Origin of the sequence: Burkholderia sp. Ap-955, from assembly GCF_011753045.1 — a bacterium.
Taxonomy (GTDB): Bacteria; Pseudomonadota; Gammaproteobacteria; order Burkholderiales; family Burkholderiaceae; genus Burkholderia; species Burkholderia lata_D.
Window position 1 is genome coordinate 29410 of the sequence record NZ_VWWH01000013.1, and the last position, 25747, is coordinate 55156.

At 65.6% G+C, this 25747-nt stretch carries 27 protein-coding genes and 1 pseudogene; 21 read left to right on the forward strand and 7 right to left on the reverse strand.

Annotation, left to right across the window (positions count from 1 at the left end; translation table 11 throughout):
- Positions 1-41: 41 nt before the first annotated feature.
- The 4 genes from F3J15_RS10245 to F3J15_RS10260 form a co-directional block, all read right to left on the reverse strand.
- Complete coding sequence (locus F3J15_RS10245; RefSeq protein WP_089447382.1) at positions 42-1493, reverse strand: bifunctional 2-methylcitrate dehydratase/aconitate hydratase; 1452 nt, start codon at positions 1491-1493, stop codon at positions 42-44.
- A gap of 22 nt (positions 1494-1515) precedes the next feature.
- On the reverse strand, positions 1516-2031 hold the full coding sequence (locus tag F3J15_RS10250; protein ID WP_069251128.1) for a hypothetical protein: 516 nt from the start codon (positions 2029-2031) through the stop codon (positions 1516-1518).
- Between the two features lie 231 nt (positions 2032-2262).
- Positions 2263-3270 (reverse strand): aldolase/citrate lyase family protein, encoded by a 1008-nt coding sequence (locus F3J15_RS10255; RefSeq protein WP_166890591.1) that lies wholly within the window; start codon positions 3268-3270, stop codon positions 2263-2265.
- Between the two features lie 184 nt (positions 3271-3454).
- A complete protein-coding gene (locus F3J15_RS10260) occupies positions 3455-4441 on the reverse strand; it encodes a malate dehydrogenase (RefSeq protein ID WP_069251130.1) in 987 nt (328 codons plus the stop codon).
- A gap of 288 nt (positions 4442-4729) precedes the next feature.
- On the opposite strand from F3J15_RS10260, the gene F3J15_RS10265 reads away from it, so the two are divergent.
- The 7 genes from F3J15_RS10265 (at position 4730) to gltA (ending at position 10660) form a co-directional block, all read left to right on the forward strand.
- Positions 4730-5554, forward strand: coding sequence for a GntR family transcriptional regulator (locus F3J15_RS10265; protein WP_039358249.1), 825 nt, complete (start codon positions 4730-4732; stop codon positions 5552-5554).
- 170 nt (positions 5555-5724) lie between these two features.
- Positions 5725-6141, forward strand: coding sequence for a succinate dehydrogenase, cytochrome b556 subunit (gene sdhC, locus F3J15_RS10270; RefSeq protein WP_069251131.1), 417 nt, complete (start codon positions 5725-5727; stop codon positions 6139-6141).
- A gap of 4 nt (positions 6142-6145) precedes the next feature.
- Complete coding sequence (gene sdhD, locus F3J15_RS10275; RefSeq protein ID WP_011355745.1) at positions 6146-6514, forward strand: succinate dehydrogenase, hydrophobic membrane anchor protein; 369 nt, start codon at positions 6146-6148, stop codon at positions 6512-6514.
- Between the two features lie 3 nt (positions 6515-6517).
- Positions 6518-8293 (forward strand): succinate dehydrogenase flavoprotein subunit, encoded by a 1776-nt coding sequence (gene sdhA, locus F3J15_RS10280; protein ID WP_069251132.1) that lies wholly within the window; start codon positions 6518-6520, stop codon positions 8291-8293.
- Positions 8294-8314: 21 nt separating this feature from the next.
- Complete coding sequence (locus tag F3J15_RS10285; RefSeq protein ID WP_011355743.1) at positions 8315-9016, forward strand: succinate dehydrogenase iron-sulfur subunit; 702 nt, start codon at positions 8315-8317, stop codon at positions 9014-9016.
- A gap of 6 nt (positions 9017-9022) precedes the next feature.
- Positions 9023-9292, forward strand: coding sequence for a succinate dehydrogenase assembly factor 2 (locus F3J15_RS10290; RefSeq protein ID WP_039358259.1), 270 nt, complete (start codon positions 9023-9025; stop codon positions 9290-9292).
- Positions 9293-9358: 66 nt separating this feature from the next.
- Positions 9359-10660 (forward strand): citrate synthase, encoded by a 1302-nt coding sequence (gltA, locus tag F3J15_RS10295; protein ID WP_069251133.1) that lies wholly within the window; start codon positions 9359-9361, stop codon positions 10658-10660.
- Between the two features lie 90 nt (positions 10661-10750).
- On the opposite strand, the gene F3J15_RS10300 is transcribed toward gltA, so the two are convergent.
- On the reverse strand, positions 10751-11728 hold the full coding sequence (locus F3J15_RS10300; RefSeq protein ID WP_166890456.1) for an AraC family transcriptional regulator: 978 nt from the start codon (positions 11726-11728) through the stop codon (positions 10751-10753).
- A 71-nt stretch (positions 11729-11799) separates the two neighbouring features.
- On the opposite strand from F3J15_RS10300, the gene F3J15_RS10305 reads away from it, so the two are divergent.
- The 5 genes from F3J15_RS10305 to F3J15_RS10325 all read left to right on the forward strand — a co-directional run bounded on the left by F3J15_RS10305 (position 11800) and on the right by F3J15_RS10325 (position 16713).
- A complete protein-coding gene (locus tag F3J15_RS10305; RefSeq protein WP_166890459.1) occupies positions 11800-12189 on the forward strand; it encodes a VOC family protein in 390 nt (129 codons plus the stop codon).
- 110 nt (positions 12190-12299) lie between these two features.
- Positions 12300-13550: a DUF1479 domain-containing protein gene (locus F3J15_RS10310; RefSeq protein ID WP_166890462.1), complete on the forward strand. Its 1251-nt coding sequence runs from the start codon at positions 12300-12302 to the stop codon at positions 13548-13550.
- 206 nt (positions 13551-13756) lie between these two features.
- Entirely contained in the window at positions 13757-14515 is a 759-nt protein-coding gene (locus F3J15_RS10315) for an arginine deiminase family protein (protein ID WP_166890465.1), read from the forward strand.
- A gap of 98 nt (positions 14516-14613) precedes the next feature.
- Positions 14614-15078, forward strand: a complete 465-nt coding sequence (locus F3J15_RS10320; protein ID WP_089447388.1) for an Lrp/AsnC family transcriptional regulator — start codon at positions 14614-14616, stop codon at positions 15076-15078.
- Between the two features lie 102 nt (positions 15079-15180).
- Positions 15181-16713, forward strand: a complete 1533-nt coding sequence (locus F3J15_RS10325) for an amino acid permease (RefSeq protein WP_166890467.1) — start codon at positions 15181-15183, stop codon at positions 16711-16713.
- Between the two features lie 167 nt (positions 16714-16880).
- Here F3J15_RS10325 and F3J15_RS10330 read toward each other — a convergent pair whose 3' ends face one another.
- Positions 16881-17606: a glutathione S-transferase gene (locus F3J15_RS10330; RefSeq protein ID WP_069252887.1), complete on the reverse strand. Its 726-nt coding sequence runs from the start codon at positions 17604-17606 to the stop codon at positions 16881-16883.
- Positions 17607-17734: 128 nt separating this feature from the next.
- Positions 17735-18058: a cupin domain-containing protein gene (locus F3J15_RS10335; protein WP_166890470.1), complete on the reverse strand. Its 324-nt coding sequence runs from the start codon at positions 18056-18058 to the stop codon at positions 17735-17737.
- Between the two features lie 392 nt (positions 18059-18450).
- On the opposite strand from F3J15_RS10335, the gene F3J15_RS10340 reads away from it, so the two are divergent.
- From F3J15_RS10340 to asd, 9 genes and pseudogenes are all read left to right on the forward strand, one after another.
- Entirely contained in the window at positions 18451-19272 is an 822-nt protein-coding gene (locus F3J15_RS10340) for a hypothetical protein (protein ID WP_166890472.1), read from the forward strand.
- A 30-nt stretch (positions 19273-19302) separates the two neighbouring features.
- Positions 19303-20070, forward strand: a complete 768-nt coding sequence (locus F3J15_RS10345; RefSeq protein ID WP_166890475.1) for a Tat pathway signal protein — start codon at positions 19303-19305, stop codon at positions 20068-20070.
- 92 nt (positions 20071-20162) lie between these two features.
- Positions 20163-20645 (forward strand): annotated as a pseudogene (locus tag F3J15_RS10350) (cytochrome-c peroxidase); the annotation flags it as partial.
- Between the two features lie 203 nt (positions 20646-20848).
- On the forward strand, positions 20849-22258 hold the full coding sequence (leuC, locus tag F3J15_RS10355) for a 3-isopropylmalate dehydratase large subunit (RefSeq protein WP_069251142.1): 1410 nt from the start codon (positions 20849-20851) through the stop codon (positions 22256-22258).
- A gap of 3 nt (positions 22259-22261) precedes the next feature.
- Positions 22262-22408 (forward strand): entericidin A/B family lipoprotein, encoded by a 147-nt coding sequence (locus F3J15_RS10360; RefSeq protein ID WP_166890478.1) that lies wholly within the window; start codon positions 22262-22264, stop codon positions 22406-22408.
- Between the two features lie 68 nt (positions 22409-22476).
- Positions 22477-23127, forward strand: coding sequence for a 3-isopropylmalate dehydratase small subunit (leuD, locus tag F3J15_RS10365; RefSeq protein WP_069251144.1), 651 nt, complete (start codon positions 22477-22479; stop codon positions 23125-23127).
- 79 nt (positions 23128-23206) lie between these two features.
- Positions 23207-24274: a 3-isopropylmalate dehydrogenase gene (gene leuB, locus F3J15_RS10370; protein WP_046549898.1), complete on the forward strand. Its 1068-nt coding sequence runs from the start codon at positions 23207-23209 to the stop codon at positions 24272-24274.
- A 98-nt stretch (positions 24275-24372) separates the two neighbouring features.
- On the forward strand, positions 24373-24492 hold the full coding sequence (locus tag F3J15_RS38210; protein ID WP_047850271.1) for a hypothetical protein: 120 nt from the start codon (positions 24373-24375) through the stop codon (positions 24490-24492).
- A gap of 81 nt (positions 24493-24573) precedes the next feature.
- A complete protein-coding gene (gene asd, locus F3J15_RS10380) occupies positions 24574-25695 on the forward strand; it encodes an aspartate-semialdehyde dehydrogenase (protein WP_089447393.1) in 1122 nt (373 codons plus the stop codon).
- The last annotated feature ends 52 nt before the right edge of the window (positions 25696-25747 follow it).

The following is a 25747-nucleotide window of genomic DNA, read 5'->3' on the forward strand; positions in this document are numbered from 1 at the left end:
TGGGTTTAAGGCTAGGAAACTACGTGTCCTGTAAATGACGGCTATATCACGTACAGATCGACGTACTCATCGACCGGCATCGCTTCGAGCTTTGCCTGGTCCAGCGACACGTCGAGAATCGCTTGTTGCTGCTTTGCCGGGAAGCGGCGGGCAAGGTTGGTCCGGAACTTCTCGACCAGGAGCGGGACGCCTTCGGCCCGGCGCCGCCGGTGGCCGAGCGGGTATTCGACCGCCACCTCGGCAAGCTTCGACCCGTCCGTGAACTCGATCGTCAGTGCATTCGCGATCGAGCGCTTGTCCGGGTCGTGGTAATCCTTCGTGAACTGCGGATCCTCGACGCACACGGTCTTCGCGCGCAGCGCGTCGATGCGGGGATCGGCGGCGGCCGAATCTTCGTAGTCGGCCGCGGTCAGCCGGCCGTACAGCAGCGGCACGGCGACCATGTACTGGATGCAGTGGTCGCGGTCGGCCGGATTGGCGAGCGGGCCCTGCTTGTCGATGATGCGGATCGCGGCCGCGTGCGTGCGGATCGTGATCCGGCTGATGTCGTCGGTCGTGCGGCCCGCGGCAGCGAGCTGCGCGTGCAGCTGTAGCGCGGCCTCGGCGGCCGTCTGCGCGTGGAATTCGGCGGGGAACGCGATCTTGAACAGCACGTTTTCCATCACGTACGTGCCGTACGGGCGCTGGAAGCGGAACGGTTTGCCGTCGAACAGCACGTCGTAGAAGCCCCAGGTCTTGGCGGTGAGCGCCGACGGGTAGCCCATTTCACCCGTTTTCGCGATCAGCGCGAGGCGCACCGCGCGGGAGGTTGCGTCGCCGGCCGCCCATGACTTGCGCGAGCCCGTGTTCGGCGCGTGGCGGTAGGTGCGCAGCGCGTGGCCGTCGACGAACGCGTTGGACACCGCGTTGATCAGCTCGTCGCGCGTGAGCCCGAGCAGCCGGCCGACGACGGCCGTCGACGCGACCTTCACGAGCAGCACGTGGTCGAGCCCGACCGCATTGAACGAATTCTCGAGTGCGAGGCAGCCCTGGATCTCGTGGGCCTGGATCATCGCGACCAGCACGTCGCGCATCGTGAGCGGCTTCCGGCCGGCCGCGACGGCCGTGCGGGAAAGCCAGTCGGCCGTCGCCAGGATCCCGCCGAGGTTGTCGGACGGATGACCCCATTCGGCGGCGAGCCAGGTGTCGTTGAAGTCCAGCCAGCGGATCATCGCGCCGATGCCGAAGGCGGCCTGGACGGGATCGAGCTGGAAGGACGTGCCGGGCACCTTCGCGCCGTTCGGCACGATCGTGCCGGGCACGACAGGGCCGAGCAGCTTGGTGCAGGCAGGGTAGGACAGCGCCTCGAGTCCGCAGCCGAGCGTGTCGATCAGGCAATGACGCGCCGTCTCCAGCGCGAGCGCGCTGTCGATGCCGGCATTCAGCACGTAGTCGACGATATCGACGAGTACCGTATCCGGAGCAGGGCGGACGTTGGAGACCGGGGCGGACATCGAGGGGCCGATGGGAACGCGCTTAGTTCGTTGCCGGCTTCAGCTCGTTCGACTGCGTCGGTGCCGGCGTGCCTTGCGCCATTTCCGGCGTCACGCATTCGTCCGCGAGGCGTTCGCCGCCGTTCGCGTCGGAGAACAGCATCGCCTTGGTCGGGATCACGACCAGCTTGAAGCCTGCGGCCGGATCGTAGAACGTGTCGGCGCCCGTCGTCGTGGCCTGACGCGGCAGCTTGTAGTTCTTCTTCGCCCAGTGAACCGTGACGACCTGGTCGCGCTTCATGTCACCGGCGAGGTCGAACGACAGACCTTCCTTGCAGGACCACTTGACTGCGCCGTCCGGCACCGTGTCAACCTTGGCTGCGGCACGTGCCTGTGCCTTCTTGCTGCGCGGGATGATGCGCTTGGCCGGCGCCGGGCGCTTGGCCGTTGCCTTCTTCGCGGTCGTCGTGGTCGTACCCTGGGCAAACGCGCTCGGAGCCGACACCAGCATCGTGGCGGACAAGGCGCCGATGGCGGTAGCGATCAGGAGTTTCTTCATGGAGTCAGAACCTTTCGATAATCAGTTGACAAGGGCCGGCAGTCTGCGCCGCCGGCCGGTTTGAAACTGCACGCGCCCCGAAAGCGCGCAGCGGCCGCTATTTTCACCTATTTGGCCGCGTGTATATCAGGTTTTCGGGCTCCGTTACGTTTTTTGTCGTTTCGCAAACCTCTATCCGGTTCGCGCCTCGTCGAATGCATGAAACTCGTGTATCGGCCGGCGGCGCGCGGCTTACGCCGCGCTGCCCTCGGCGGCCGGGCCGAACAGCGGCGCGCCCTCGGCCGGCACGGGCTGGCCGGTGGCCCGCGCGCGGCGCAGCACCGACCAGTAATACCGGTAACTCGCGCGATCGTGCAGCGTATCACCGTGGCGCGTCGGGCCCCAGTCGGCGGCCTGCGCGGCCAGCAGGATCTCGGCGGCCAGCGCGACCTCGTCGGTGCGCGGCGCGAATGCGTCGACGATCGGGCGGATCTGCGCGGGGTGGATGCTCCACATCCGCGTGAACGCGAATTCGTCGCGCGCGCGGCGTGCATCGGCGGCGACGACGCTCATGTCGCGCACCTCGGTCGTCACGTTGTGCGACGGCGTCTTGCCGTGCGCGTGGCAGGCCGCGGCGATTTCCAGCTTCGCGCGGCGCACGAGCGGGTGCTCGAACTGGCCGGGCGAGCGCATCGCGGAATCGGGAATCGCGCCATGGTGCGCGGAGACGAAATCCATCAGGCCGAAGCTCAGCGTGCCGACCGTCGGCAGCGCGGCGAGGGCGGCCGCCTGCGCGAGCGCGCCGTGCGTCTCGATCAGCACGTCGACGGGAATCGGCTGCGCGATGCCGAGCTCGCGGCGCGTGCCTTCGATGAACGCGGTCATTTCGGCTGCGTCGGCGGCAATCGCGATCTTCGGGAGCGTGATGTAGGCGGGGGCGCGCGCCGCACGCAGCACGATGCGTACGTCGTCGCGCCAGTGCGGGTGGGAAAAGTCGTGGATGCGGACGCCGACGCGGCCGAAGCGGTTCTCGTCGCTGCCGAGGATGTCGGTGACGAGCGCCGCGTGCGCGGCTTCCTGGCCGACGGCGGCGCCGTCTTCGCAGTCGAGCGTGATGTCGAACACGGGGCCCAGCTCGGCCTGCAGCGCGAGCGACTTGCGCATCAGCTTTTCGCTGCCCGCGTAATGATCACAGCAGGGCAGGATCGCGGGCGGGGACGCCCCGTCGTACAGCACTTGTGCGGGAGTGAGCGCGGCCATCTCGTCTACGTCAGGGAAGCGGGTCAACGTGGAGAAAATCGGATTCGGACGCGTTCTGGGCCTGTGTGCGGCAAGCGCGGGGCGGCAAAACGTGCGCGGATCGGATCGGTCGGCCGGGCCGGCGGCATGCCGGCCCGGGCCGAAACCGGGCTGCCCGAGGGCCGCCCGGCGAGGTGCTTGATGCTTAGTTCTTCAGCAGGTGGGCGACGCCATCGCGCTCTTCGAGCAGCTCGGCCAGCGTGCCGTCCATCTTCTCGCGCGAGAACGCGTCGATTTCCAGGCCTTCGACGCGCTTGTATTCACCGTTTTCGCAGGTGACCGGCACGCCGTAGATGATGTCTTCGGGGATGCCGTACGAGCCGTCCGACGGGATGCCCATCGTGACCCACTTGCCGTTCGTGCCGAGGACCCAGTCACGCACGTGGTCGATCGCTGCGTTTGCTGCCGACGCTGCCGACGACAGGCCGCGCGCTTCGATGATCGCCGCGCCGCGCTTGCCGACGGTCGGGATGAACGTGTCGCGGTTCCACACGTCGTCGTTGATCAGCTTCAGCAGCGATTCGCCTTCGGCGGTCGCGAAGCGGAAGTCGGGGTACATCGTCGGCGAGTGGTTGCCCCACACGGCGAGCTTCTCGATCGATGCGACCGGCTTGCCCGACTTCGCCGCGAGCTGCGACAGCGCGCGGTTGTGGTCGAGGCGCAGCATGGCCGTGAAGTTCTTCTTCGGCAGATCCGGTGCCGACTTCATCGCGATGTAGGCGTTCGTGTTCGCCGGGTTGCCGACGACCAGCACCTTCACGTCGCGGCTCGCGACTTCGTTCAGTGCAGCGCCCTGAACCGTGAAGATTTCGGCGTTTGCCGACAGCAGGTCCTTGCGCTCCATGCCCTTCGAGCGCGGACGTGCGCCGACCAGCAGTGCGACGTCGGCATCCTTGAATGCGACCTTCGGATCATCGGTGATCACGACGCCCGACAGCAGCGGGAACGCGCAATCGTCGAGTTCCATCACGACGCCTTTGACGGCGCCTTGGGCTTGCGGGAGGTCGAGCAGTTGCAGGATGACCGGCTGGTCCTTGCCGAGCAGGTCGCCGTTCGCGATGCGGAACAGCAGGGAGTAAGCGATTTGACCTGCGGCGCCGGTGACGGCAACGCGCTTTGCGGGCTTAGCCATTGAAAATCTCCAGGACGGGTGAAGCGTTGGACACTCGCGAAAACGCCATTCTATGCGCGTTGTGCTGAGTGTTGCATTGAAGCAGGGCGGAGGACTCGCGATGGCAGACGCGGTGAACCTGGAGACGGCCGTGGCACGTAGCCGGGGACGCGCTTTTGCACCCGCGAACCCTTGCTCGACCCGGAGTGTAGGAGCCGTCCGGCTCAAAGTCAAACGGTATCATATGTCTTATATAAGACAGATGTTTTGCGGAAATTGAGTGGACTTAAAAGTGCGGTTTGTGATGAAATGCGCGCCATGACATCGAATCAGGCGAATACCGCGAATCAGACCGGCGCAGGCGGCCCAGGGCAGCCGGGCGCGAGCGATCCCGCACCTTCGCCTGCGGCGGCTCCGTCGCCGACGTTCAGCCCGTTATACCAGCAGATTAAGTCATTGATCACGCAAAGTCTCGAAACCGGTGAGTGGAAGCCGGGCGAGATCATCCCGAGCGAGGTGGAGCTCGCGGCCCGCTACAAGGTCAGCCAGGGCACCGTCCGCAAGGCGATCGACGAGTTGGCCGCCGAAAACCTCGTGGTCCGGCGGCAGGGCAAGGGCACTTTTGTTGCAACGCACAACGAGGATCGCGCGCAGTTCCGCTTCCTGCGGCTGCTGGCCGACGACGGTGCCGAGCATCCGCACGTGAGCCGCCTGCTCGAATGCCGGCGCCTGCGCGCGCCGGCCGAGATCGCGCGGCAACTCGACCTGAAGCCGGCCGATCCCGTCGTGCAGGTGCGCCGCCTGCTGGAGTTCGAGAACGAAGTGACGGTGCTGGACGAGATCTGGCTGCCGGGCGCGATGTTCCGCGGGCTCACGTTCGAGCGGCTGAGCGAGTACAAGGGGCCGCTCTACGCGATGTTCGAGACGGAGTTCGGCACGCGGATGATCCGCGCGACGGAAAAGATCCGCGCGGTAGCGGCGGAGCCGGCGGTGGCCGACCTGCTGCACGTGCCGGCAGGTTTCCCGTTGCTGTCGGTCGAGCGTGTGTCCTATACATACGGAGACCGGCCGGTGGAAGTGCGTCGCGGCTGGTATGTCACAACCGGGTACTACTATCAGAATGACTTGAGTTGACGGTGTATCGGCTCAAGCCGAGTGCGTTCGCGTTCCCCACGTTCGCGAAGCACGTTTCGGGCCGCCTTTGTTCTTGTTCGCGCAACTATCCAGAGCAGACTTTCGCTGCAGCGCGATATAAAAAGGCGCTAAAATCGCGGATTAGTGTGACAACATAGTAGGGGTCTAGCATGACTGATGCAGTAAGAAAGCCGAGGCCGGAATACCGGAACATCGGACTCGCCGATATCACGATGAAATATCGCATGCCGCTGGCAGCGACTTTGTCGATTCTCCATCGAGTCAGCGGCGCGCTGCTGTTCCTGTTCCTGCCGTTCTTGCTGTTCCTCTTCGACCAGAGCCTCACCTCCGAGCTCAGCTTCGAAGTCTTCAAGCAGTTCCTCTCCAACATCATCGTCAAGCTGATCGTCCTCGCACTGTCGTGGGCCTTCTTCCACCATTTCTGCGCCGGCATTCGCCACCTGCTGATGGACGTCAACCACGACGCCGTCACGAAGGAAGGCGGCAAGCGGACGGCAGTCGTCGTCTTTGTCGTCTCGATCGCGCTGACGATCGCCATGGCACTCAAACTGTTCGGAGCATTCTAAGAAAATGGCAGCCAATAACCGAATCGGCTCGAAGCGCCTCGTCGTCGGCGCACATTACGGCCTGCGCGACTGGCTTGCGCAGCGCATCACCGCCACGATCATGGCGGTCTACACGGTCATTCTGCTCGTCCTGTTCTTCGGCGCGCACGATTTCTCGTACGAAGGCTGGGCATCGATCTTCGCCGCGCAATGGATGAAGCTCGCGACCTTCGTGATGCTGCTTTCCCTCTTCTACCACGCATGGGTCGGCGTGCGCGACATCTGGATGGACTACGTGAAGCCCGTCGGTGTGCGCCTGCTGCTGCAATCGCTGACCATCGTCTGGCTGCTCGCATGTGCGGGCTACGCCGCGCAGATTCTCTGGAGAGTGTAAAGAATGGCTGCAATCAAAACTTCCCTCCCGCGCCGCAAGTTTGACGTCGTGATCGTCGGCGCAGGCGGCTCCGGCTTGCGCGCAGCGCTGCAACTGTCGCGCGCGGGCCTGTCGGTCGGCGTGCTGTCGAAGGTGTTTCCGACCCGTTCGCACACGGTGGCCGCGCAGGGCGGTATCGGTGCGTCGCTCGGCAACATGAGCGAAGACAACTGGCACTTCCACTTCTACGACACGATCAAGGGCTCCGACTGGCTCGGCGACCAGGACGCGATCGAGTTCATGTGCCGTGAAGCGCCGAACGTCGTGTATGAACTCGAGCACTTCGGCATGCCGTTCGACCGCAACGCGGACGGCACGATCTACCAGCGCCCGTTCGGCGGCCACACCGCGAACTACGGCGAGAAGCCGGTCCAGCGCGCTTGCGCGGCCGCCGACCGTACCGGTCACGCGCTGCTGCACACGCTGTACCAGCAGAACGTCGAAGCGAAGACGCAGTTCTTCGTCGAATGGATGGCGCTCGACCTGATCCGCGACGCGGACGGCGACGTGCTCGGCGTGACCGCCCTCGAGATGGAGACGGGCGACGTCTACATCATGGAAGGCAAGACGACGCTGTTCGCGACGGGCGGCGCAGGCCGGATCTTCGCGGCATCGACCAACGCGTTCATCAACACCGGCGACGGCCTCGGCATGGCGGCGCGTTCGGGCATCGCGCTGCAGGACATGGAGTTCTGGCAGTTCCACCCGACCGGCGTGGCCGGCGCGGGCGTGCTGATCACCGAAGGCGTGCGCGGCGAAGGCGGTATCCTGCGCAACGCGAACGGCGAGCGCTTCATGGAGCGCTACGCGCCGACGCTGAAGGATCTGGCGCCGCGTGACTTCGTGTCGCGTTCGATGGACCAGGAAATCAAGGAAGGTCGCGGCGTGGGTCCGAACAAGGATCACGTGCTGCTCGACCTGTCGCACATCGGCGCCGAGACGATCATGAAGCGTCTGCCGTCGATCCGCGAAATCGCGCTGAAGTTCGCGAACGTCGACGCGATCAAGGAACCGATCCCGGTCGTCCCGACGATCCACTACCAGATGGGCGGCATCCCGACCAACATCCACGGTCAGGTCGTCGGCACGTCGCGTGGCCACAAGGATCCGGTCAACGGCTTCTACGCAGTGGGCGAATGCTCGTGCGTGTCCGTGCACGGCGCGAACCGCCTCGGCACGAACTCGCTGCTGGACCTCGTGGTGTTCGGCCGTGCGGCCGGCAACCACATCGTCGAGCACGTGAAGAACCAGAAGGAACACAAGCCGCTGCCGGCCGATGCAGGCGAGTTCTCGCTGGCGCGCCTGAACAAGCTCGACAAGTCGAGCTCGGGCGAGTACACGCAGGACGTCGCGAACGACATCCGCGCGACGATGCAGAAGCACGCAGGCGTGTTCCGCACGTCGGAACTGCTGAAGGAAGGCGTCGACCAGATGGCCGGCCTGAAGGCGCGCGTGGAAAACATCCACCTGAAGGACAAGTCGAAGGTGTTCAACACCGCGCGCGTCGAAGCGCTCGAGCTGGAGAACCTGATCGAAGTGGCCCGCGCGACGATGGTGTCGGCGGAAGCGCGCAAGGAAAGCCGTGGCGCACACGCGCACAGCGACTACGAACACCGCGACGACGACAACTGGCTGCGCCACACGCTGTGGTACAGCGAAGGCGATCGCCTCGACTACAAGCCGGTTCAAATGAAGCCGCTGACGGTCGAATCCGTGCCGCCGAAGCCGCGCACGTTCTAAGCCGAGTCAAAGGAATCCGAAATGGCAAAACGCATTTTTGAAGTCTACCGCTACGATCCGGACAAGGACGCAGCGCCGCGCATGCAGACGTACGAGCTGGAGCTCGAGCACGAGCGCATGCTGCTCGACGCACTGGTCAAGCTGAAGGCCGTGGACGAGACGCTGTCGTTCCGCCGTTCGTGCCGTGAAGGCGTGTGCGGTTCGGACGCGATGAACATCAACGGCAAGAACGGTCTCGCGTGCCTGACGAACCTGAACGACCTGCCGCAGAAGATCGTGCTGCGTCCGCTGCCGGGGCTGCCCGTCGTGCGTGACCTGATCGTCGACATGACGCACTTCTTCAACCAGTACCACTCGATCAAGCCGTACCTGATCAACGACGCGCCGCCGCCGGAGAAGGAACGCCTCCAGTCGCCGGAAGAGCGCGACGAGCTCGACGGTGTGTACGAGTGCATTCTGTGCGCGAGCTGCTCGACGTCGTGCCCGAGCTTCTGGTGGAACCCGGACAAGTTCGTCGGCCCGGCCGGCCTGCTGCAGGCTTACCGCTTCATCGCGGACAGCCGCGACACGGCCACCGGCGAGCGTCTCGACAACCTGGAAGACCCGTACCGTCTGTTCCGTTGCCACACGATCATGAACTGCGTCGACGTTTGCCCGAAGGGCCTGAACCCGACGAAGGCGATCGGCAAGATCAAGGAACTGATGGTCCGCCGCGCTGTTTAAGTCGAGATGAGCGATTCGCATCAATCCGACCCGCACCGTCGCGCACGCCTTCGCTGGCGTGCGCGGCGGGGTCTGCTGGAGAACGACATCATTTTCGAGCGTTTCTTCAGCAGATACGAGCATGACCTCACCGATGCAGACGTAGGCGCGTTGTCGCGCCTGCTCGATCTGAGCGACAACGACCTGATGGACTTGCTCCTCGCGCGCAAGGAACCAGAAGGCGACCTAGACAGCCCGGATATTCACCGGCTGTTGGAGATGCTGCGCAACGTGTAACGCCCAGGTGTAACGCGTTGTGCCCGTTATCGAATCCCGTTTCTTTATTTCGATTGAGGATGTGCCATGACTCCGTCTGATGTTAAAGCCACGCTATCGTTCAGCGACAACTCGCCGAGCGTCGAACTGCCGATCTACAAGGGCACGATGGGCCCGGACGTGATCGACATCCGCAAGCTGTACGGCCAGACCGGCAAGTTCACGTACGACCCGGGCTTCATGTCGACGGCAGCTTGTAATTCGGCGATCACGTACATCGACGGCGACAAGGGCGAGCTGCTGTACCGCGGCTACCCGATCGACAACCTCGCGCAAAACGCGGACTTCCTCGAAAGCTGCTACCTGCTGCTGAAGGGCGAACTGCCGAACGCAGCGCAGAAGAAGGAATTCGTCGACACCGTCACGAAGCACACGATGGTGCACGAGCAGATGCACTTCTTCTTCCGTGGCTTCCGTCGCGACGCACACCCGATGGCGATCCTGGTCGCTGCAGTCGGCGCGCTGTCGGCGTTCTACCACGACTCGCTCGACATCAACGATCCGCGTCACCGTGACGTGTCGGCGATCCGCATGATCGCGAAGCTGCCGACGCTCGTCGCGATGGCGTACAAGTACAGCATCGGTCAGCCGTTCGTGTATCCGAAGAACTCGCTGTCGTACAGCGCGAACTTCATGCACATGATGTTCTCGAACCCGTGCGAAGAGTACAAGGTCAACGACGTGCTCGTCCGCGCGCTCGACCGCATCCTGATCCTGCACGCCGACCACGAGCAGAACGCATCGACGTCGACCGTCCGCCTGGCCGGCTCGTCGGGCGCGAACCCGTTCGCCTGTATCGCTGCCGGTATCGCCTGTCTGTGGGGCCCGGCGCACGGCGGTGCGAACGAAGCCGCGCTGAACATGCTCGAGCAGATCGGTTCGCCGGACAACATCCCCGAATTCATCAAGCAGGTGAAGGACAAGAATTCGGGCGTGAAGCTGATGGGCTTCGGTCACCGCGTGTACAAGAACTACGACCCGCGTGCGAAGCTGATGCGCGAAACGTGCTACGAAGTGCTGAACGAACTGGGCCTGCACGACGACCCGCTGTTCAAGCTCGCGATGCAGCTCGAGAAAATCGCGCTGGAAGACGAATACTTCGTGTCGCGCAAGCTGTACCCGAACGTCGACTTCTACTCGGGCATCGTCCAGCGCGCACTGGGCATCCCGACGTCGATGTTCACGTGTATCTTCGCGATGGCACGTACGGTCGGCTGGATCGCACAGTGGAACGAAATGATCGGCGATCCGGAACAGAAGATCGGCCGTCCGCGTCAGCTGTTCATCGGCGATACGCCGCGCGAAGCGAAGCCGCTCAACGCACGTTAAGTCGTGCGCGGCGCGAACGGCCGGCTGGCCGCTCGCGTCGGGCGATCGCAACGCCACGACACCCCGACGGGTCATCCCGTCGGGGTGTTTTCATTTGTGCGGCCGAGCTTCGCCCGGGCCGGCGCAGCGCTCAAGCGACGGCGGGCGCGTGTCGAGTGCGGGTGCGTCGTCATCGGGCGCGTGGCCGTGCTGCACGAAGAATTGCCGGTATGCGCCGGGCGTCATCCCGCGTGCGGCGAGGAACTGGCGATTGAAGTTCGCGGCATTCGGAATGCCGCAGCGCGCGGCCACGGTCGCGATCGGCCAGTCGGTGCCGACGAGATGACGGCACGCGTGCGCAAGCCGCAGCCGCTGCACGTAGCGGCCGACGCTTTCGCCGAGATGCCGGACGAACAGGCGCTGCAAAGTGCGTTCAGACATGTGCGCGGTGGCGGCGAGCGCGTCGATGCGCAACGGCTCGTGGAAGTGCCGGTCGATCGTATCGAGCACGCGGTCGAGGCGTTCGGCTTCCGGGGCGGCGACGTTGGCGGGCGGGGTCGTGCCGTCGACCCGGTCGTACGCGTGTGCGGTGGCGAGCGGTTCGCCGCCGGCTTCCGCGAGATCGGCGAGCGTGTCGAGCGCGGCTGCGAGCCGTGTACGTGGCGACGGATCGAGCAACTGCGGCAACCTTGCGCGCATCGCGCGGGCCGTGTCCGTGTCGAAGCGCAGGCCCGGTGCGGCACGCCGCAATAGCGAGCGCAGCGGTGCGTATTCGGGGCAACAGTCGGCCAGACGCCGCGCCCAGTCGCCGTCGAACCAGATGACGAGCGCGACTTCGGGCGCATCGCGATCGATGCGTGCATTCGACGACCAGGTATGCGGCAGGTTGGGCGGCACGAGCACCAGGTCGTCGTCCGCGTAGTGCGCGACGTGATCGCCGATGAAGCGCCGGCCGCGGCTGTTGAGCGTCAGCGTCAGCTCGTATTCGGGATGGCGATGCCATTCGAACGGAATGCGCGCGAGCTGACGGTGATAGACGCGGATCGAACAGCCGGGGGCGAACGTCACGTGCTCGTACTGCGGTTTCATCGCGGTCTCCGGGGGAGAGCGGCATCGCGCCGTGGCATGATCGTGGTCGATCGTCACGACGGAGCGATGCCATGTTTTCACATGTTTGCGTGGGGGTGACCGACACCGCGCGCGCCTACGATTTCTACGCACCGCTGTTCGCGGAACTTGGGCTGCGCCTGAAATTCCGCGAGCCGGACGGCTGGTCGGGCTGGATGCCGGCCGACACCGAGCGGCCGCTGTTCTTCTTCGGTCAGCCGCTCGACGGCCGCGCGCCCGAACCGGGCAATGGCCACACGATCGCGTTCGTTGCGCCGACCCGCGCGCACGTCGATCGCTGTCACGCGCTCGCGCTGCGTCACGGCGGCACCTGCGAAGGGGCGCCGGGCCTGCGGCCGGACTATCACCGCGACTACTACGGCGCGTATTTCCGCGATCCGGACGGCAACAAGCTGTGCGTGGTCTGCCATCGTCCGGAGTGACGCACGGTTGTCTGGATTGTATCGATAGTTGGCCGGAAAGTGGTAATCGCGGCCGCGCGCCGGCCGTACGCTGACAGCACATCACGACACCTGTCAGCGAGGAGACCACGATGCAACTGACGATTGACGACCTGCCTGCCGCGATTCGCGACGCGAAAAGGGCGCTGCGCGCCGACTTGCCCGGTTATGCGGCCACGTTCCGCGAACTGGAGGGCGATATCGCGCGGCAGGTCGACGCGATTCGGCGTACGCATGCGCATGGTCATGACGTGATTCCGGTGGTGCCGTTCGCGGACATCGCGGGCGGGGCCGTCGATCCGCACGCGGTTGCCGCGATCCGCACGCATGGCGCGGTCGTGATCCGTGGCGTATTCGATGCGCAGCAGGCGCGCGACTGGAACGACGAGATCGGCGCGTACCTGGACGTGAACCGTTTCACCGAGCGGCTGCACGCTCGTGCCGAGGACCGCTATTTCGGCAACCTCGCGTCGGGCAAGCCGCAAATCTACGGCGTCTACTGGTCGAAGCCCCAGGTGGCTGCGCGCCAGTCGCCGGCATTGACCCAGGCGCGCGTGTTCCTGAACCGCCTGTGGCGGCACACGGACGGCGGCCGCACGCACTTCGATCCCGACCAGGTGCCGGCCTATGCGGACCGGATTCGCCGCCGCCCGCCCGGCTCGACGTCGCTCGGGCTGTCGCCGCATGTCGACGGTGGTTCGGTCGAGCGCTGGCTCGGCGCGAATTTCCGGCAGGTCTACCGTCACGTGCTGGCCGGCCGCTGGCGCGATTACGATCCGTTCGATGCGGCGTTCCGTCCCGACGTCGAGGAGATTCCGTCGCCGGCCGTGTGCTCGATGTTCCGCACGTTCCAGGGCTGGACCGCACTGACGCCGCAGGGGCCCGGCGACGGCACGCTGCAGTTGATCCCGGTGGCGAACGCGATGGCCTACGTCGTGCTGCGTGCGCTGCAGGACGACGTGGCCGACGACGACCTCTGCGGCGCGCGCCCGGGCCGCGCGTTGTCGATCCGGCCCGAATGGCACGCGCTGCTGCTCGACGCGCTGGTGCCGATCCCGCACATGGAGCCGGGCGACGCGGTGTTCTGGCACGGCGACGTCGTGCACGCGGTCGAGGATGCGCACCGCGGCAGCGGCGACAGCAACGTGATGTACATCGCGGCCGCGCCCGGTTGCGCGAAGAACGACGCGTACCTGCAGCGCCAGCGCGCGGCGTTCCTGCGCGGCGAAAGCCCGCCCGATTTCCCGGCCGATCATTTCGAGGTCGAATTCGACGGGCGGGGCGGGGAGGACGATCTCACGGCGCTGGGCCGTCCGCAGATGGGGTTTGGGGCGGGCGTGTAGCAAGCGTGCCGCCCGTGGCGGCGGCTCGCCGGGCGGCGAACGGCGGGCTGCCGAATCCGCTGCGCGCCGCGTGCAATTCGACGCAATCGGCTGTCGGCGCCGCCGAAATCGACGCGAATTGCGCAATTTGGCTTCCGATAATGGTCCGGACACAACGCAGCCGCCCCGTGTGAAGCACGGGTGTGGCGCTGACCATGGAGGAGTCGATGCAATTCACGCAAGCGATCGTTCGCCGTCCCGCGCCGTCCTGTGGCGCGGGCCTGACCACCGCCGAACTCGGCGCGCCCGATTACGACAAGACGCTCACCCAGTTCCACGCTTACTGCGAAGCGCTGCGTACGCTCGGCGTCGAGCTGACCGAGCTGCCGCCGCTGGAGGCGTTCCCCGATTCGCACTTCGTCGAGGACACCGCGGTCGTGACGCCGGAATTCGCGGTGATCACGCGTCCGGGTGCGCCCGCGCGGCGTGGCGAGACGGTGCATATCGAAGCGGCGCTGGCCGCGCATCGCGACCTGCTGCCGATGCAGGACGGTCGGCTCGACGGCGGTGACGTGATGCAGGTCGGCAAGCGCTTCTACATCGGCCTGACGGGCCGTACCGACGCCGACGGCATCGCCGCATTCGAATCGCTCGTATCGCGCTACGGCTATTCGGTCGTCGCGGTGCCGGTGGGCGCCGGCCTGCATCTCAAGTCGGTCGTCAACGCGCTCGGCGACGACACGCTGCTCGTGACCGAAGCGCTGGCCGCGCATCCGGCCTTCGCCGACTATCGCCGGATCGCGATCTCGGACGCCGACGAATACGCGGGCAACACGCTGCGCGTGAACGGCACGCTGATCACCCCGGCCGGCTACCCGCGCGTGCATGACGCGATCGCGTCGCTCGGGCTGCCGCTGCACGTGATCGATACGAGCGAGTTCCGCAAGATGGACGGCGGCCTGACCTGCCTGTCGCTGCGGTTCTAGCCGATTGGCGCGCGGCCGCTTCGGCCGGATAATGTGGCCCCCGCGCGGTACAGGAGACGTTCCGCGCACCAGCCACGACCCGACCGGAGCGAACGCGGATGACCGACAAGAAGATGCAGCTCGACAAGATCGATCTCCGGATCCTCGACATCCTGCGCACCGACGGGCGGATTTCCTACCGGAAGCTGTCGGAACTCGTGAACCTCACGCCGCGGCCGTGCCAGGCGCGCGTGGAGCGGCTCGAGGCGCTCGGCGTGATCGAAGGGTACCGTGCCGTGATCAAGGCGCCGCGCGCGACCAAGCCGATCGTCGTGATCGCGCAGATCACGCTGGCCGACCACGGGCGTTCGCAGGCGCCGTTCGAGGACGAAATGCGGACGAATCCGGCCGTGCTCGATTGCTGGCTCGTCAGCGGCACGTTCGATTTTCTCGTGCGGCTCGCGTGCGAGGATCTCGACGAGTACCGGCGGATCGCGAACGTGTGGCTGGAAAGCCCGCGGTTCCGGATCGAGAAGATCGTGACGACGGCCGAACTGCAGGCGATCAAGCGCAGCGTCGTGTGATGCGGCCGGCCGGGAAGGGCCGGTTTCGACGCAAATGACCGGGCCTGACGATTTGCATTCCGAAGCAAATTGTCAGGCTCCAATCGAACCAGGGTGAACACTATGGATGCTTTGCAAGCGGAAGCGGAGACGGCCGCACCGTCCGGAACGACGCTGAAGCGCCGTCTGCAGGGCCGCCACATCGCGATGATCGCGATCGGCGGCTCGATCGGCACGGGGTTGTTCGTCGCGTCGGGTGCGTCGGTTGCCCAGGCGGGGCCGGGCGGGGCGATCGCCGCGTATATCGCGATCGGGCTGATGGTGTACTTCGTCGTCACGGGCCTCGGCGAGATGGCCGCGCTGATGCCGGTATCGGGCTCGTTCGCGATCTACGGCGAGAAGTACGTCGACGAAGGCTTCGGCGTCGCGCTCGGCTGGACCTACTGGTACAGCTGGGCCGTGACGATCGCGATCGAGCTGGTCGCCGCGCAGATCGTGATGCGCTACTGGTTTCCAACCCTACCCGGCATCTGGTGGGGCGCGGGTTTCCTCGTGCTGATCTTCCTGCTGAATACGCTGTCGGTGCGCGGTTTCGGCGAATCGGAATACTGGTTCCCGCTGATCAAGGTCGTCACCGTGGTCGCGTTCATCGCGGCCGGGCTGCTGATCGCCGCCGGCCTGATCGGGAACGGGCATCCGGTCGGCTTGCGCAACTTCACGACGGGCGACGCACCGTTCGTCGGCGGGGTACACGCGATGATGAGCGTCGCGCTGATCGCGGGCTTCTCGTTTCTCGGCACCGAGCTGGTCGGGATCACGGCCGGCGAATCGGAAAACCCGCGCAAGACGATCCCGCGTGCGGTGAAGCAGATCTTCTGGCGGATCATGCTGTTCTACGTGTTCGCGATCTTCGTGATCGGGCTGCTGGTGCCGTACACGGACCCGAACCTGCTGAAGAGCGACGTGACCGACATCGGCGTGAGCCCGTTCACGCTGGTGTTCAGCCATGCGGGTTTCCGGCTCGCGGCCGGCGCGATGAATCTCGTGATCCTGACGGCCGTGCTGTCGGCCGGCAATTCCGGGACTTACGCGGCGACGCGGATGCTGTACAACCTCGCGGCGGAAGGGCGCGCGCCGGCGATGTTCGCGACGCTATCGCCGGGCGGCGTGCCGCGCAACGCGCTGTACGCGACCATGGCCGTCGGCGGGCTGTGCTTCCTCACGTCGCTGACCAACAACCAGAGCATCTACCTGTGGCTGCTGAACACGGTCGGCATCACGGGCTTCATCGCGTGGTTCGGCATCGCGGTCTGCCATTACCGGTTCCGCAAGGGGTTCCTGAAGCAGGGCTACCGGCTCGATCAGCTGCCGTACCGCGCGAAATGGTTCCCGTTCGGGCCGCTGTTCGCGATCGCGATCTGCATCGTGATCTCGCTCGGGCAGGATTACCAGGCGTTCTTCGCAGCCCGTATCGACTGGATGGAAGTGCTGTCGATCTACGTGTGGATTCCGCTGTTCGTCGCGATCTGGTGGGCGTATCGCCGTGCGCGCAAGAGCCGGCTCGTGCGCTACGAGGAGATGGACATCGGGCCGTGGCTGACGCGTTCGGTCGAGGCCGTCGATGCAGCGGCCACGCAGCACGGGCAGTCGCACTGACTGCCTGGTACCGAAAGCGCGGTAACGGGAGCCGGCATGTTTTGTCCGGCGGGCTCCGATGCGGGCGGCTAGCGTGCGGCGTCATCTGCACGAGACGCCGGTCGCCGCGTGAGCAGCGGGCATCCGCCGCCCTGCATGAAGGAAGCGGTGCGGATGCCGTGCCGGCGTTACTTGTCGAGCTCCGGATAGTGCCGGAAGATGCCCATGTCGTTGAACGGGATGCGGCGTTCCGACTCGAGATAGAGCGCGACAGGCGGATGCAGTGCAACACGGTCGTGCAGTGCAACCAGCGCCGCGATCTTCCGCTCCGCACGCTTCATCGCTTTCGGAAACGCGTAGCGCAGGCCCTCGATCAACTGGAACATCGACAGGTCCGCATAGCTGAGTGCGTTGCCGGCGAGGTAGCCGCTCTTGTGCGGATTCTGGTCGAGCACACGCTCGAAGTAACCGAGGAATTTCGGCAGCCGGTTTTCGAGGAAATCGGCGGCACGCTCGGCGGCTTCCGCCTGTTGATCCTCGTAGTAGAGGCCGCTTGCGATCGGATGGTGCGTGTCGTGGATCTCGGTGACGAAATCGGCGACGGTCAACTGAAGCTGGTGCACCCACAGCCGGCCGGCTTCGTCGTCGGGCGCGAGCCCCAGCCGCGCGCCGAGAAACAGCAGGATGTTCGCGGTCTGCCCGATGACGACGTCGCCGGCCTTCAGGAACGGCGGCGCGAACGGCACGCATTCCGCCTTCGTGCTGTCCATCATGCGCATCATTGCCGGTACACCCATGCCGCGGCCCGATTCGCGCGCGACGTCGACATAGTCGGCTCCGGCCGCTTCGAGCGCGAGCCGCACATACTCGCCTCGGCCCTGGATCTCGGGCCAGTAATACAGTTCGTATCGCATGCTGTTTTCCCGTTCGTTGAGCCGGCTGCCACCGGCATCGTGACGACCGGGCGGCCACGCGTCGCGCGCCACCCGCTGCGAATAGACAGTCTAGGCGATCGCAGGAAAAGTGCCGCGTGCGTCGTGCGTTACGCGCCGCGCTCGCCGCCTTCGGGGCCGTAGAAGAACACCCACGTCGAGAAGTCGTCGGAGAAGCCGATGAAGCGGTGCTCGGCGTGTGCCGGGACGAACAGCACGTCACCGGCCGCGACTTCGCATTCGCGTCCGTCGACGACGAAGCGCGACGTGCCCGTGGCGATCGCGTAGACCTCGTCGCGCGTATGCGGCTTCTGCTTGTCCTCGCTGCGCGGCCGGTACAGCTCGACGTCGAGCGTGCCGTGGCGAAACAGTGTCGTGAACAGCGTGCCTTCTTCGTCGAGGCGGGCGAGCGATTCGTTCAGGCCGAGCTTCATGGCGGGGGCTCCGGGTCTGGATCGTGGGGATCGGGCCATACGGATCGTGCCATCGTAGCGCGAAATGCCGGGGCGTCATACGGCGCGCGCGGGACGCGCGATCGCCATCCGTGGAACGAGTTACACGGGCGCTCGCCACGCATGAAACAGCGGTGTCCATCCGTGAAACGACGATGTGATTGCGCGGATTCTATCGTGAGCTTCACCGCAATTTAATAAACACCGACTACGATCCGGCCTCGTCAATCGACAGAGACGCAGCGATTCGATCCGCGCTGCGGCACGGCCGTCCGTCGCCCACCTGCGCGACCCGCCCGATTGCCATTTCCCGTGACCGTGAATGCGATGCCGAGCTATCCCGTCGACGTTATTCGCATCATTTCGTATTTCTTATGAAACTGAATCCGCTGGCTGCTTCACGCAGAAAATTCCTGGCCGCCGCGCCGGCCGTCGCGGCTGTGCCGCTGCTGAGCGCGTGCGGTGGCGACGACGTTACGTCGGCACCCGTTTCCGACGCGGCGCTGGCCGCGCAAATGTCCGCGAAGCTGAATGCGCAGCTCGGCGATGCCGCGACGGTCGGCGCGATCCAGCCGGCGCTGACCGACGTCGGCTTTACCTGGGACTTGCCGTCGATGCCGGCGGCCCAGGTCGGCGCGATCGTCGCGTACAGCTTCGGCAATCGCCCGAACGCGGCAAGCGGCAATACGTCGAGCACGGGCGGCAACCAGTCCGCGCTGCCCGATCCGGGGCCCGTCAACGAAGCGCTCGCGGACGCCGTCTACCGTATTCGGCAACTGAAACCGGTCAAGGTCTACGCGCAGTGGGAGATTGCGCGCTTTCTCGTGTCGAAATACGGGATGGGCACCGACGTGCTGTCGTCGATCGAGCCCGTGATCGCGAGCGACGGCACGATCGTGTACCTCAGTACGGCGGGCGTGGCCGCCGAGGCCGTGTCGCGCGCGGGCGGCGCGGCCGCGATGGGCAGCGTCGCGGTGGTCGGTCATCGGGATCACGCGAAGCGCTGCATCCAGGCCTCGCAACAGGCGGGCATGAGGGCGGCCGCGGTTGCCGAGGTGTCGTTGCCGACGCTTTACGACCCGCAGTCGGGCCAGCCGTGGACGCGTAACCGCAGCCTGTACCTCGTGCACGACATGTATGCGCAGATGCTCGGCCGCGCGATCGGCGCGACGATGCAGGCGTTCCCGAAGGGCTGACGCGCTTTCTTTCTCCCGAATCCGATGACCATGCAGACCCGCCGCCATTTTCTCGCTTCCGTTTCCGCTTCCGCGCTGGCCGCGACCGCTGCCGCCAGTACGCCGGCCTTCGCGAGCGACGCGCCTGTTTCAGACGCCGAACTGCAACGCCAGATGCTCGGTAAGCTGACGAACGAACTGAACGACCGCGCAGCCGCCACCGACGAGACCGGTTACCTGTTCGATACGTTTTTCTCGTGGATGCCGCCGACCGTCCAGAACACGGCGATCAACACGATTGCCGCATTCAGCTTCGGCAGTCGCACTGCGGCGTCGTCCGGTGCCGCGCCGGTGCCGGGCCCGGTGAACGAGGCGATTGCCGACGCCGTGTTCCTGCTGCGCCAGAAGGTTGCCGTGCGGATCTTCGCGCAGCAGGAAGTCGCGAGCGTGCTCGCGTCGAAATACGGGCTGACGGCCGGCGTGACGTCGATCGCGACCCCGGCCCTGGCCGCCGGCAGCCCGATACCGACGCCAGACGGCGTCGCTGCCGCGATCGTCAAGCAGGCCGGCTCGGCTGCGGCACTCGGCAACGTCGGTATCGTCACCCATACGGATCAGGCGTCGCTTGCCGTGCGCGTGTCGAATGCCGCGGGGATGCAGGCCGCGGTGCCGGCGGCCCTGACGCTGCCGTCGCTTTACGACGCGTCCGCGCAGATGCCCGCATTGCGGCGCCGTGACCTATACCTGCTGAGCAACGTCGGCGTGCAGCTGGGCATGCTGCGGCTCGACCTGATCAAGCGCGAATACCCGAACGGCTGAAGCCGCCGGACGTTCGCGGAGCATTTCCCGTTCATCCACCTCTTCAATTCCGGAATCATCATGTCCTTTCGTTTTTGGTTGCGTGCCACGCGCTGACCGACTTCACGTTCGAGGCGCTCGGCGTGCCGCGCAACCGCGAATTGCGCGCGAACGCAAATCCCGACTACTACGACCTCGGGCTGTGCGGTCCCGTCCGGAAGGACCAGGCAGCGGACCGCGCGAACTGCGGGTTGTTCAAGACGCCTTCGCTGCGCAACACGTCGCTGCGCCGGGTGTTCTTCCACAACGGCCGTTTCCACACGCTGAAGGACGCGCTGCGCTTCTACGTGCAGCGCGATACCGACCCCGCGAAGTGGTATCCGGCCGACCGGCACGGCCGCGTCGTGCAGTACGACGACCTGCCTGCGCCTCTGCGCGTGAACGTCGACACGACGGACGTGCCGCTCACGCGCAAGCGCGGCGAGAAACCGGTGTGGAGCGCGCGCGATATCGACGATGTCGCGGCTTTCCTCGCGACGCTCGACGACGGGTATGTGCCGCCGGCGAAAGCGGCCGGCCGGCGCGCGTCGCCCTGACACGCGCAACGCGGCGCGGCGGCAATCGCCGCCGCGCCGTGGTGTCCGCGTTGCCGGGTAATGCTTATCCGGGTATCGGCTGTACCACCCAACTCACTGTTTTTATTCACTTTTTCCGTTATCGTGGTACTCCATGGGCCGATTTTGCGTGGCATAATCGATCACATCCGCAAGGCTTGTAGTCACAACGACCCCGCATACCCATGGCACAGACTCTCTACGACAAACTGTGGAACACCCACGTGGTCCACACCGAGGAAGACGGCACGACCCTGCTCTACATCGACCGTCAGCTGCTGCATGAAGTCACGAGCCCGCAGGCATTCGAAGGGCTGAAGATGGCGCAGCGTCCGGTGTGGCGCATCAGCGCGAACCTGGCCGTGTCGGACCACAACGTGCCGACCACCGATCGCAGCCACGGCATTGCCGATCCCGTCTCGAAGCTCCAGGTCGACACGCTCGACGCGAACTGCGATGCGTTCGGCATCACGCAGTTCAAGATGAACGATGTGCGCCAGGGCATCGTCCACATCATCGGGCCGGAACAGGGCGCGACGCTGCCGGGCATGACGATCGTGTGCGGCGATTCGCATACGTCGACGCACGGCGCATTCGGTGCGCTCGCGCACGGCATCGGCACGTCGGAAGTCGAGCACGTGCTCGCCACGCAAACCCTGCTGCAGAAGAAGAGCAAGAACATGCTCGTGAAGGTCGAGGGCACGTTGCCGCGCGGTTGTACCGCGAAGGACATCGTGCTCGCGATCATCGGCAAGATCGGCACGGCCGGCGGCACGGGCTACGCGATCGAATTCGGCGGCTCGACGATCCGCGCGCTGACGATGGAAGGCCGCATGACCGTCTGCAACATGGCGATCGAGGCCGGTGCGCGCGCAGGCATGGTTGCGGTGGACGATACGACGATCGACTACCTGAAGGGCCGCCCGTTCGTGCCGACCGGCGCGGAATGGGACCAGGCCGTCGAATACTGGCGCCAGTTCAAGTCGGACGACGGCGCGCAGTTCGATCGCGTGGTCGAGCTGAACGCAGCCGAAATCGTCCCGCAGGTCACGTGGGGCACGTCGCCGGAAATGGTCACGTCGATCGACGGCCGCGTGCCCGATCCCGAGCGCGAGAAGGATCCGGTCAAGCGCGATGCGATGGAGCGTGCGCTGGCCTACATGGCGCTCGAGCCGAACACGCCGATCGAATCGATCAAGGTCGACAAGATCTTCATCGGCTCGTGCACGAACGCGCGGATCGAAGACATCCGCGCCGCCGCGTATGTCGTGAAGAAGCTGAACCGGCGCGTCGCGTCGAACGTGCGGCTCGCGATGGTCGTGCCGGGCTCGGGCCTCGTGAAGGCACAGGCCGAGCGCGAAGGGCTCGACAAGGTGTTCACGGACGCCGGCTTCGAATGGCGCGAGCCGGGCTGCTCGATGTGCCTCGCGATGAATGCCGACCGGCTCGATCCGGGCGAGCGCTGCGCGTCGACGTCGAACCGCAACTTCGAAGGCCGGCAGGGCGCGGGCGGTCGCACGCACCTCGTGAGCCCCGCGATGGCGGCAGCCGCGGCGATCGAAGGTCACTTCGTCGACATTCGCCAGCTGGGGTAACGCATGACGGCATCGAAATTCGTGGCGTGGCTGGTTGCCGCGCTGGCGCTCGCAGGGCTGGGCTTCGGCCTCGCGGGCTGCAATACCGTCCAGGGTTTCGGGCAGGACGTCAACGCCGCCGGCAGCGCGCTGAAGCGCGCCGCGGAGTAACGTCCCCCACCGAGAATTTGTCGATGTGCGCCGGCTGAACGCCGGCCCTCCAACCGGATAGACGGATCATGGAAAAATTCATTGTGCATACCGGCGTCGTGGCGCCGCTCGATCGCGAGAACGTCGACACCGACGCGATCATCCCGAAGCAGTTCCTGAAGTCGATCAAGCGCACGGGCTTCGGTCCGAACGCGTTCGACGAGTGGCGTTACCTCGATCACGGCGAGCCGGGCCAGGACAACTCGAAGCGTCCGCTGAATCCCGACTTCGTGCTGAACCAGCCGCGCTACCAGGGTGCATCCGTGCTGCTCGCGCGCAAGAACTTCGGCTGCGGCAGCTCGCGTGAGCATGCGCCGTGGGCGCTGCAGCAGTACGGCTTCCGCGCGATCATCGCGCCGAGCTTCGCGGACATCTTCTTCAACAACTGCTACAAGAACGGCCTGCTGCCGATCGTGCTGACCGAGCAGCAGGTCGATCACCTGTTCAACGAGACGGTCGCGTTCAACGGCTTCGAAGTCACGGTCGACCTCGACGCGCAGGTCGTGCGCACGGGCGACGGCCGCGAGTATCCGTTCGAGATCGCCGCGTTCCGCAAGTACTGCCTGCTGAACGGCTTCGACGACATCGGCCTTACGCTGCGCCACGCGGACAAGATCCGCCAGTTCGAAGCCGAGCGCCTCGTGAAGCAGCCGTGGCTCAACACCAAGCTGGTCGGCTGAGATCGCCTTTCGGGCGGGCGCGCCGGCGGCGCGTTCGCCGGCCTGCCTCCATAAAAACCTACCCAGTCAGGAATTTCGCATGAAGATTGCAGTGCTGCCCGGCGACGGCATCGGTCCGGAAATCGTCAATGAAGCCGTGAAGGTGCTGAACGCACTCGACGAGAAGTTCGAACTCGAACAGGCGCCGGTCGGCGGCGCGGGCTACGAGGCAAGCGGCCATCCGCTGCCCGACGCGACGCTGAAGCTCGCGAAGGAAGCCGATGCGATCCTGTTCGGCGCCGTGGGCGACTGGAAGTACGACTCGCTCGAGCGCGCGCTGCGCCCCGAGCAGGCGATCCTCGGGCTGCGCAAGCACCTCGAGCTGTTCGCGAACTTCCGTCCGGCGATCTGCTATCCGCAGCTCGTCGATGCCTCGCCGCTGAAGCCCGAACTGGTCGCGGGCCTCGACATCCTGATCGTGCGCGAACTGAACGGCGACATCTACTTCGGCCAGCCGCGCGGCGTGCGCGCCGCACCGGACGGCCTGTTCGCCGGCGAGCGCGAAGGCTTCGACACGATGCGCTATTCGGAACCGGAAGTGCGCCGCATCGCGCACGTCGCGTTCCAGGCGGCCCGCAAGCGTGCGAAGAAGCTGCTGTCGGTCGACAAGGCGAACGTGCTCGAGACGTCGCAGTTCTGGCGCGACATCATGATCGACGTGTCGAAGGAATACGCGGACGTCGAGCTGTCGCACATGTACGTCGACAACGCGGCGATGCAGCTCGCGAAGGCGCCGAAGCAGTTCGACGTGATCGTCACCGGCAACATGTTCGGCGACATCCTGTCGGATGAAGCGTCGATGCTGACGGGCTCGATCGGCATGCTGCCGTCGGCATCGCTCGACAAGAACAACAAGGGCCTGTACGAGCCGTCGCACGGTTCGGCGCCGGACATCGCGGGCAAGGGCATCGCGAACCCGCTGGCGACGATCCTGTCGGCCGCGATGATGCTGCGCTATTCGCTGAATCGCGCCGAGCAGGCCGATCGCATCGAGCGCGCGGTGAAAACGGTGCTCGAACAGGGCTACCGCACGGGCGATATCGCGACGCCGGGCTGCCAGCAGGTCGGCACGACGGCGATGGGCGACGCGGTGGTCGCGGCGCTGTAACGCAATCATGTAGAAAGGGTGCGAACGGGCCGCGAAATCGGCCGGTTCGCGTGCGGTTGGCCGTTGTGCGGGCCACCGGCTTTGTGTAGACTCGAACGATGGCGCATCTTTCCCTGATCTCCCCGGTCTTGAAACTCCACGGCAACACAGCCCGTGCGGGTGCGCGCGCCATCGTCATCACGAAAACCATTACCACGAAAACGATCATTAAACGCTGATCGTCCGTCGTGCCCGCCTATTTCCCCGCGCGGTCACACCGGGGACGGAAATGGCGGGGAAGCTCCATCAAAGGGTTAGTCATGAACGTAGGTCTCGTAGGTTGGCGCGGCATGGTCGGCAGCGTCCTGATGCAGCGCATGCAGGAAGAGGGCGATTTCGACCTGATCGAACCGGTGTTTTTCAGCACCAGCAACACGGGCGGCAAAGCGCCGTCGTTCGCGAAAAACGAGACTACGCTCAAGGACGCGACCAACGTCGACGAGCTGAAGAAGTGCGACGTGATCATCACGTGCCAGGGCGGCGACTACACGAACGACGTGTTCCCGAAGCTGCGCGCGGCCGGCTGGAACGGCTACTGGATCGATGCGGCATCGTCGCTGCGGATGAAGGACGACGCGGTCATCATCCTCGATCCGGTCAACCTCGATGTGATCAAGGATGCGCTCGTCAAGGGCCAGAAGAACTTCATCGGCGGCAACTGCACGGTCAGCCTGATGCTGATGGCACTCGGCGGCCTGTTCCGCGAGAACCTCGTCGACTGGATGACGGCGATGACCTACCAGGCCGCATCCGGCGCGGGCGCGCAGAACATGCGCGAGCTGCTGGCGCAGATGGGCACGCTGAACGGCGCGGTGAAGGAGCAGCTCGCCGATCCGGCTTCCGCGATCCTCGACATCGACCGCCGCGTGCTGGCCGCGATGAACAGCGATGCGATGCCGACGAGCAACTTCGGCGTGCCGCTCGCCGGTTCGCTGATTCCGTGGATCGACAAGGATCTCGGCAACGGGATGTCGAAGGAAGAGTGGAAGGGCGGCGCGGAAACCAACAAGATCCTCGGCAAGCCGGCCATGGGCGAGCCGGGTTCGATCCCGGTCGATGGCCTGTGCGTGCGGATCGGCGCAATGCGCTGCCACTCGCAGGCGCTGACGATCAAGCTGAACAAGGACGTGCCGCTCGACGAGATCAACGGCATCCTCGCATCGGCGAACGACTGGGTGAAGGTCGTGCCGAACGAGCGTGAAGCGTCGATGCGCGACCTGTCGCCGGCGAACGTCACGGGCACGCTGACGGTGCCGGTCGGCCGCCTGCGCAAGCTCGCGATGGGCGGTGAATACCTGTCGGCGTTCACGGTCGGCGACCAGCTGCTGTGGGGTGCCGCCGAGCCGCTGCGCCGCATGCTGCGCATCCTGCTCGACAAGTAAGTTGCGTGTCCGGCCCGCGATATGCGGGCCGCGGTGCACAAGATTGCGCGCC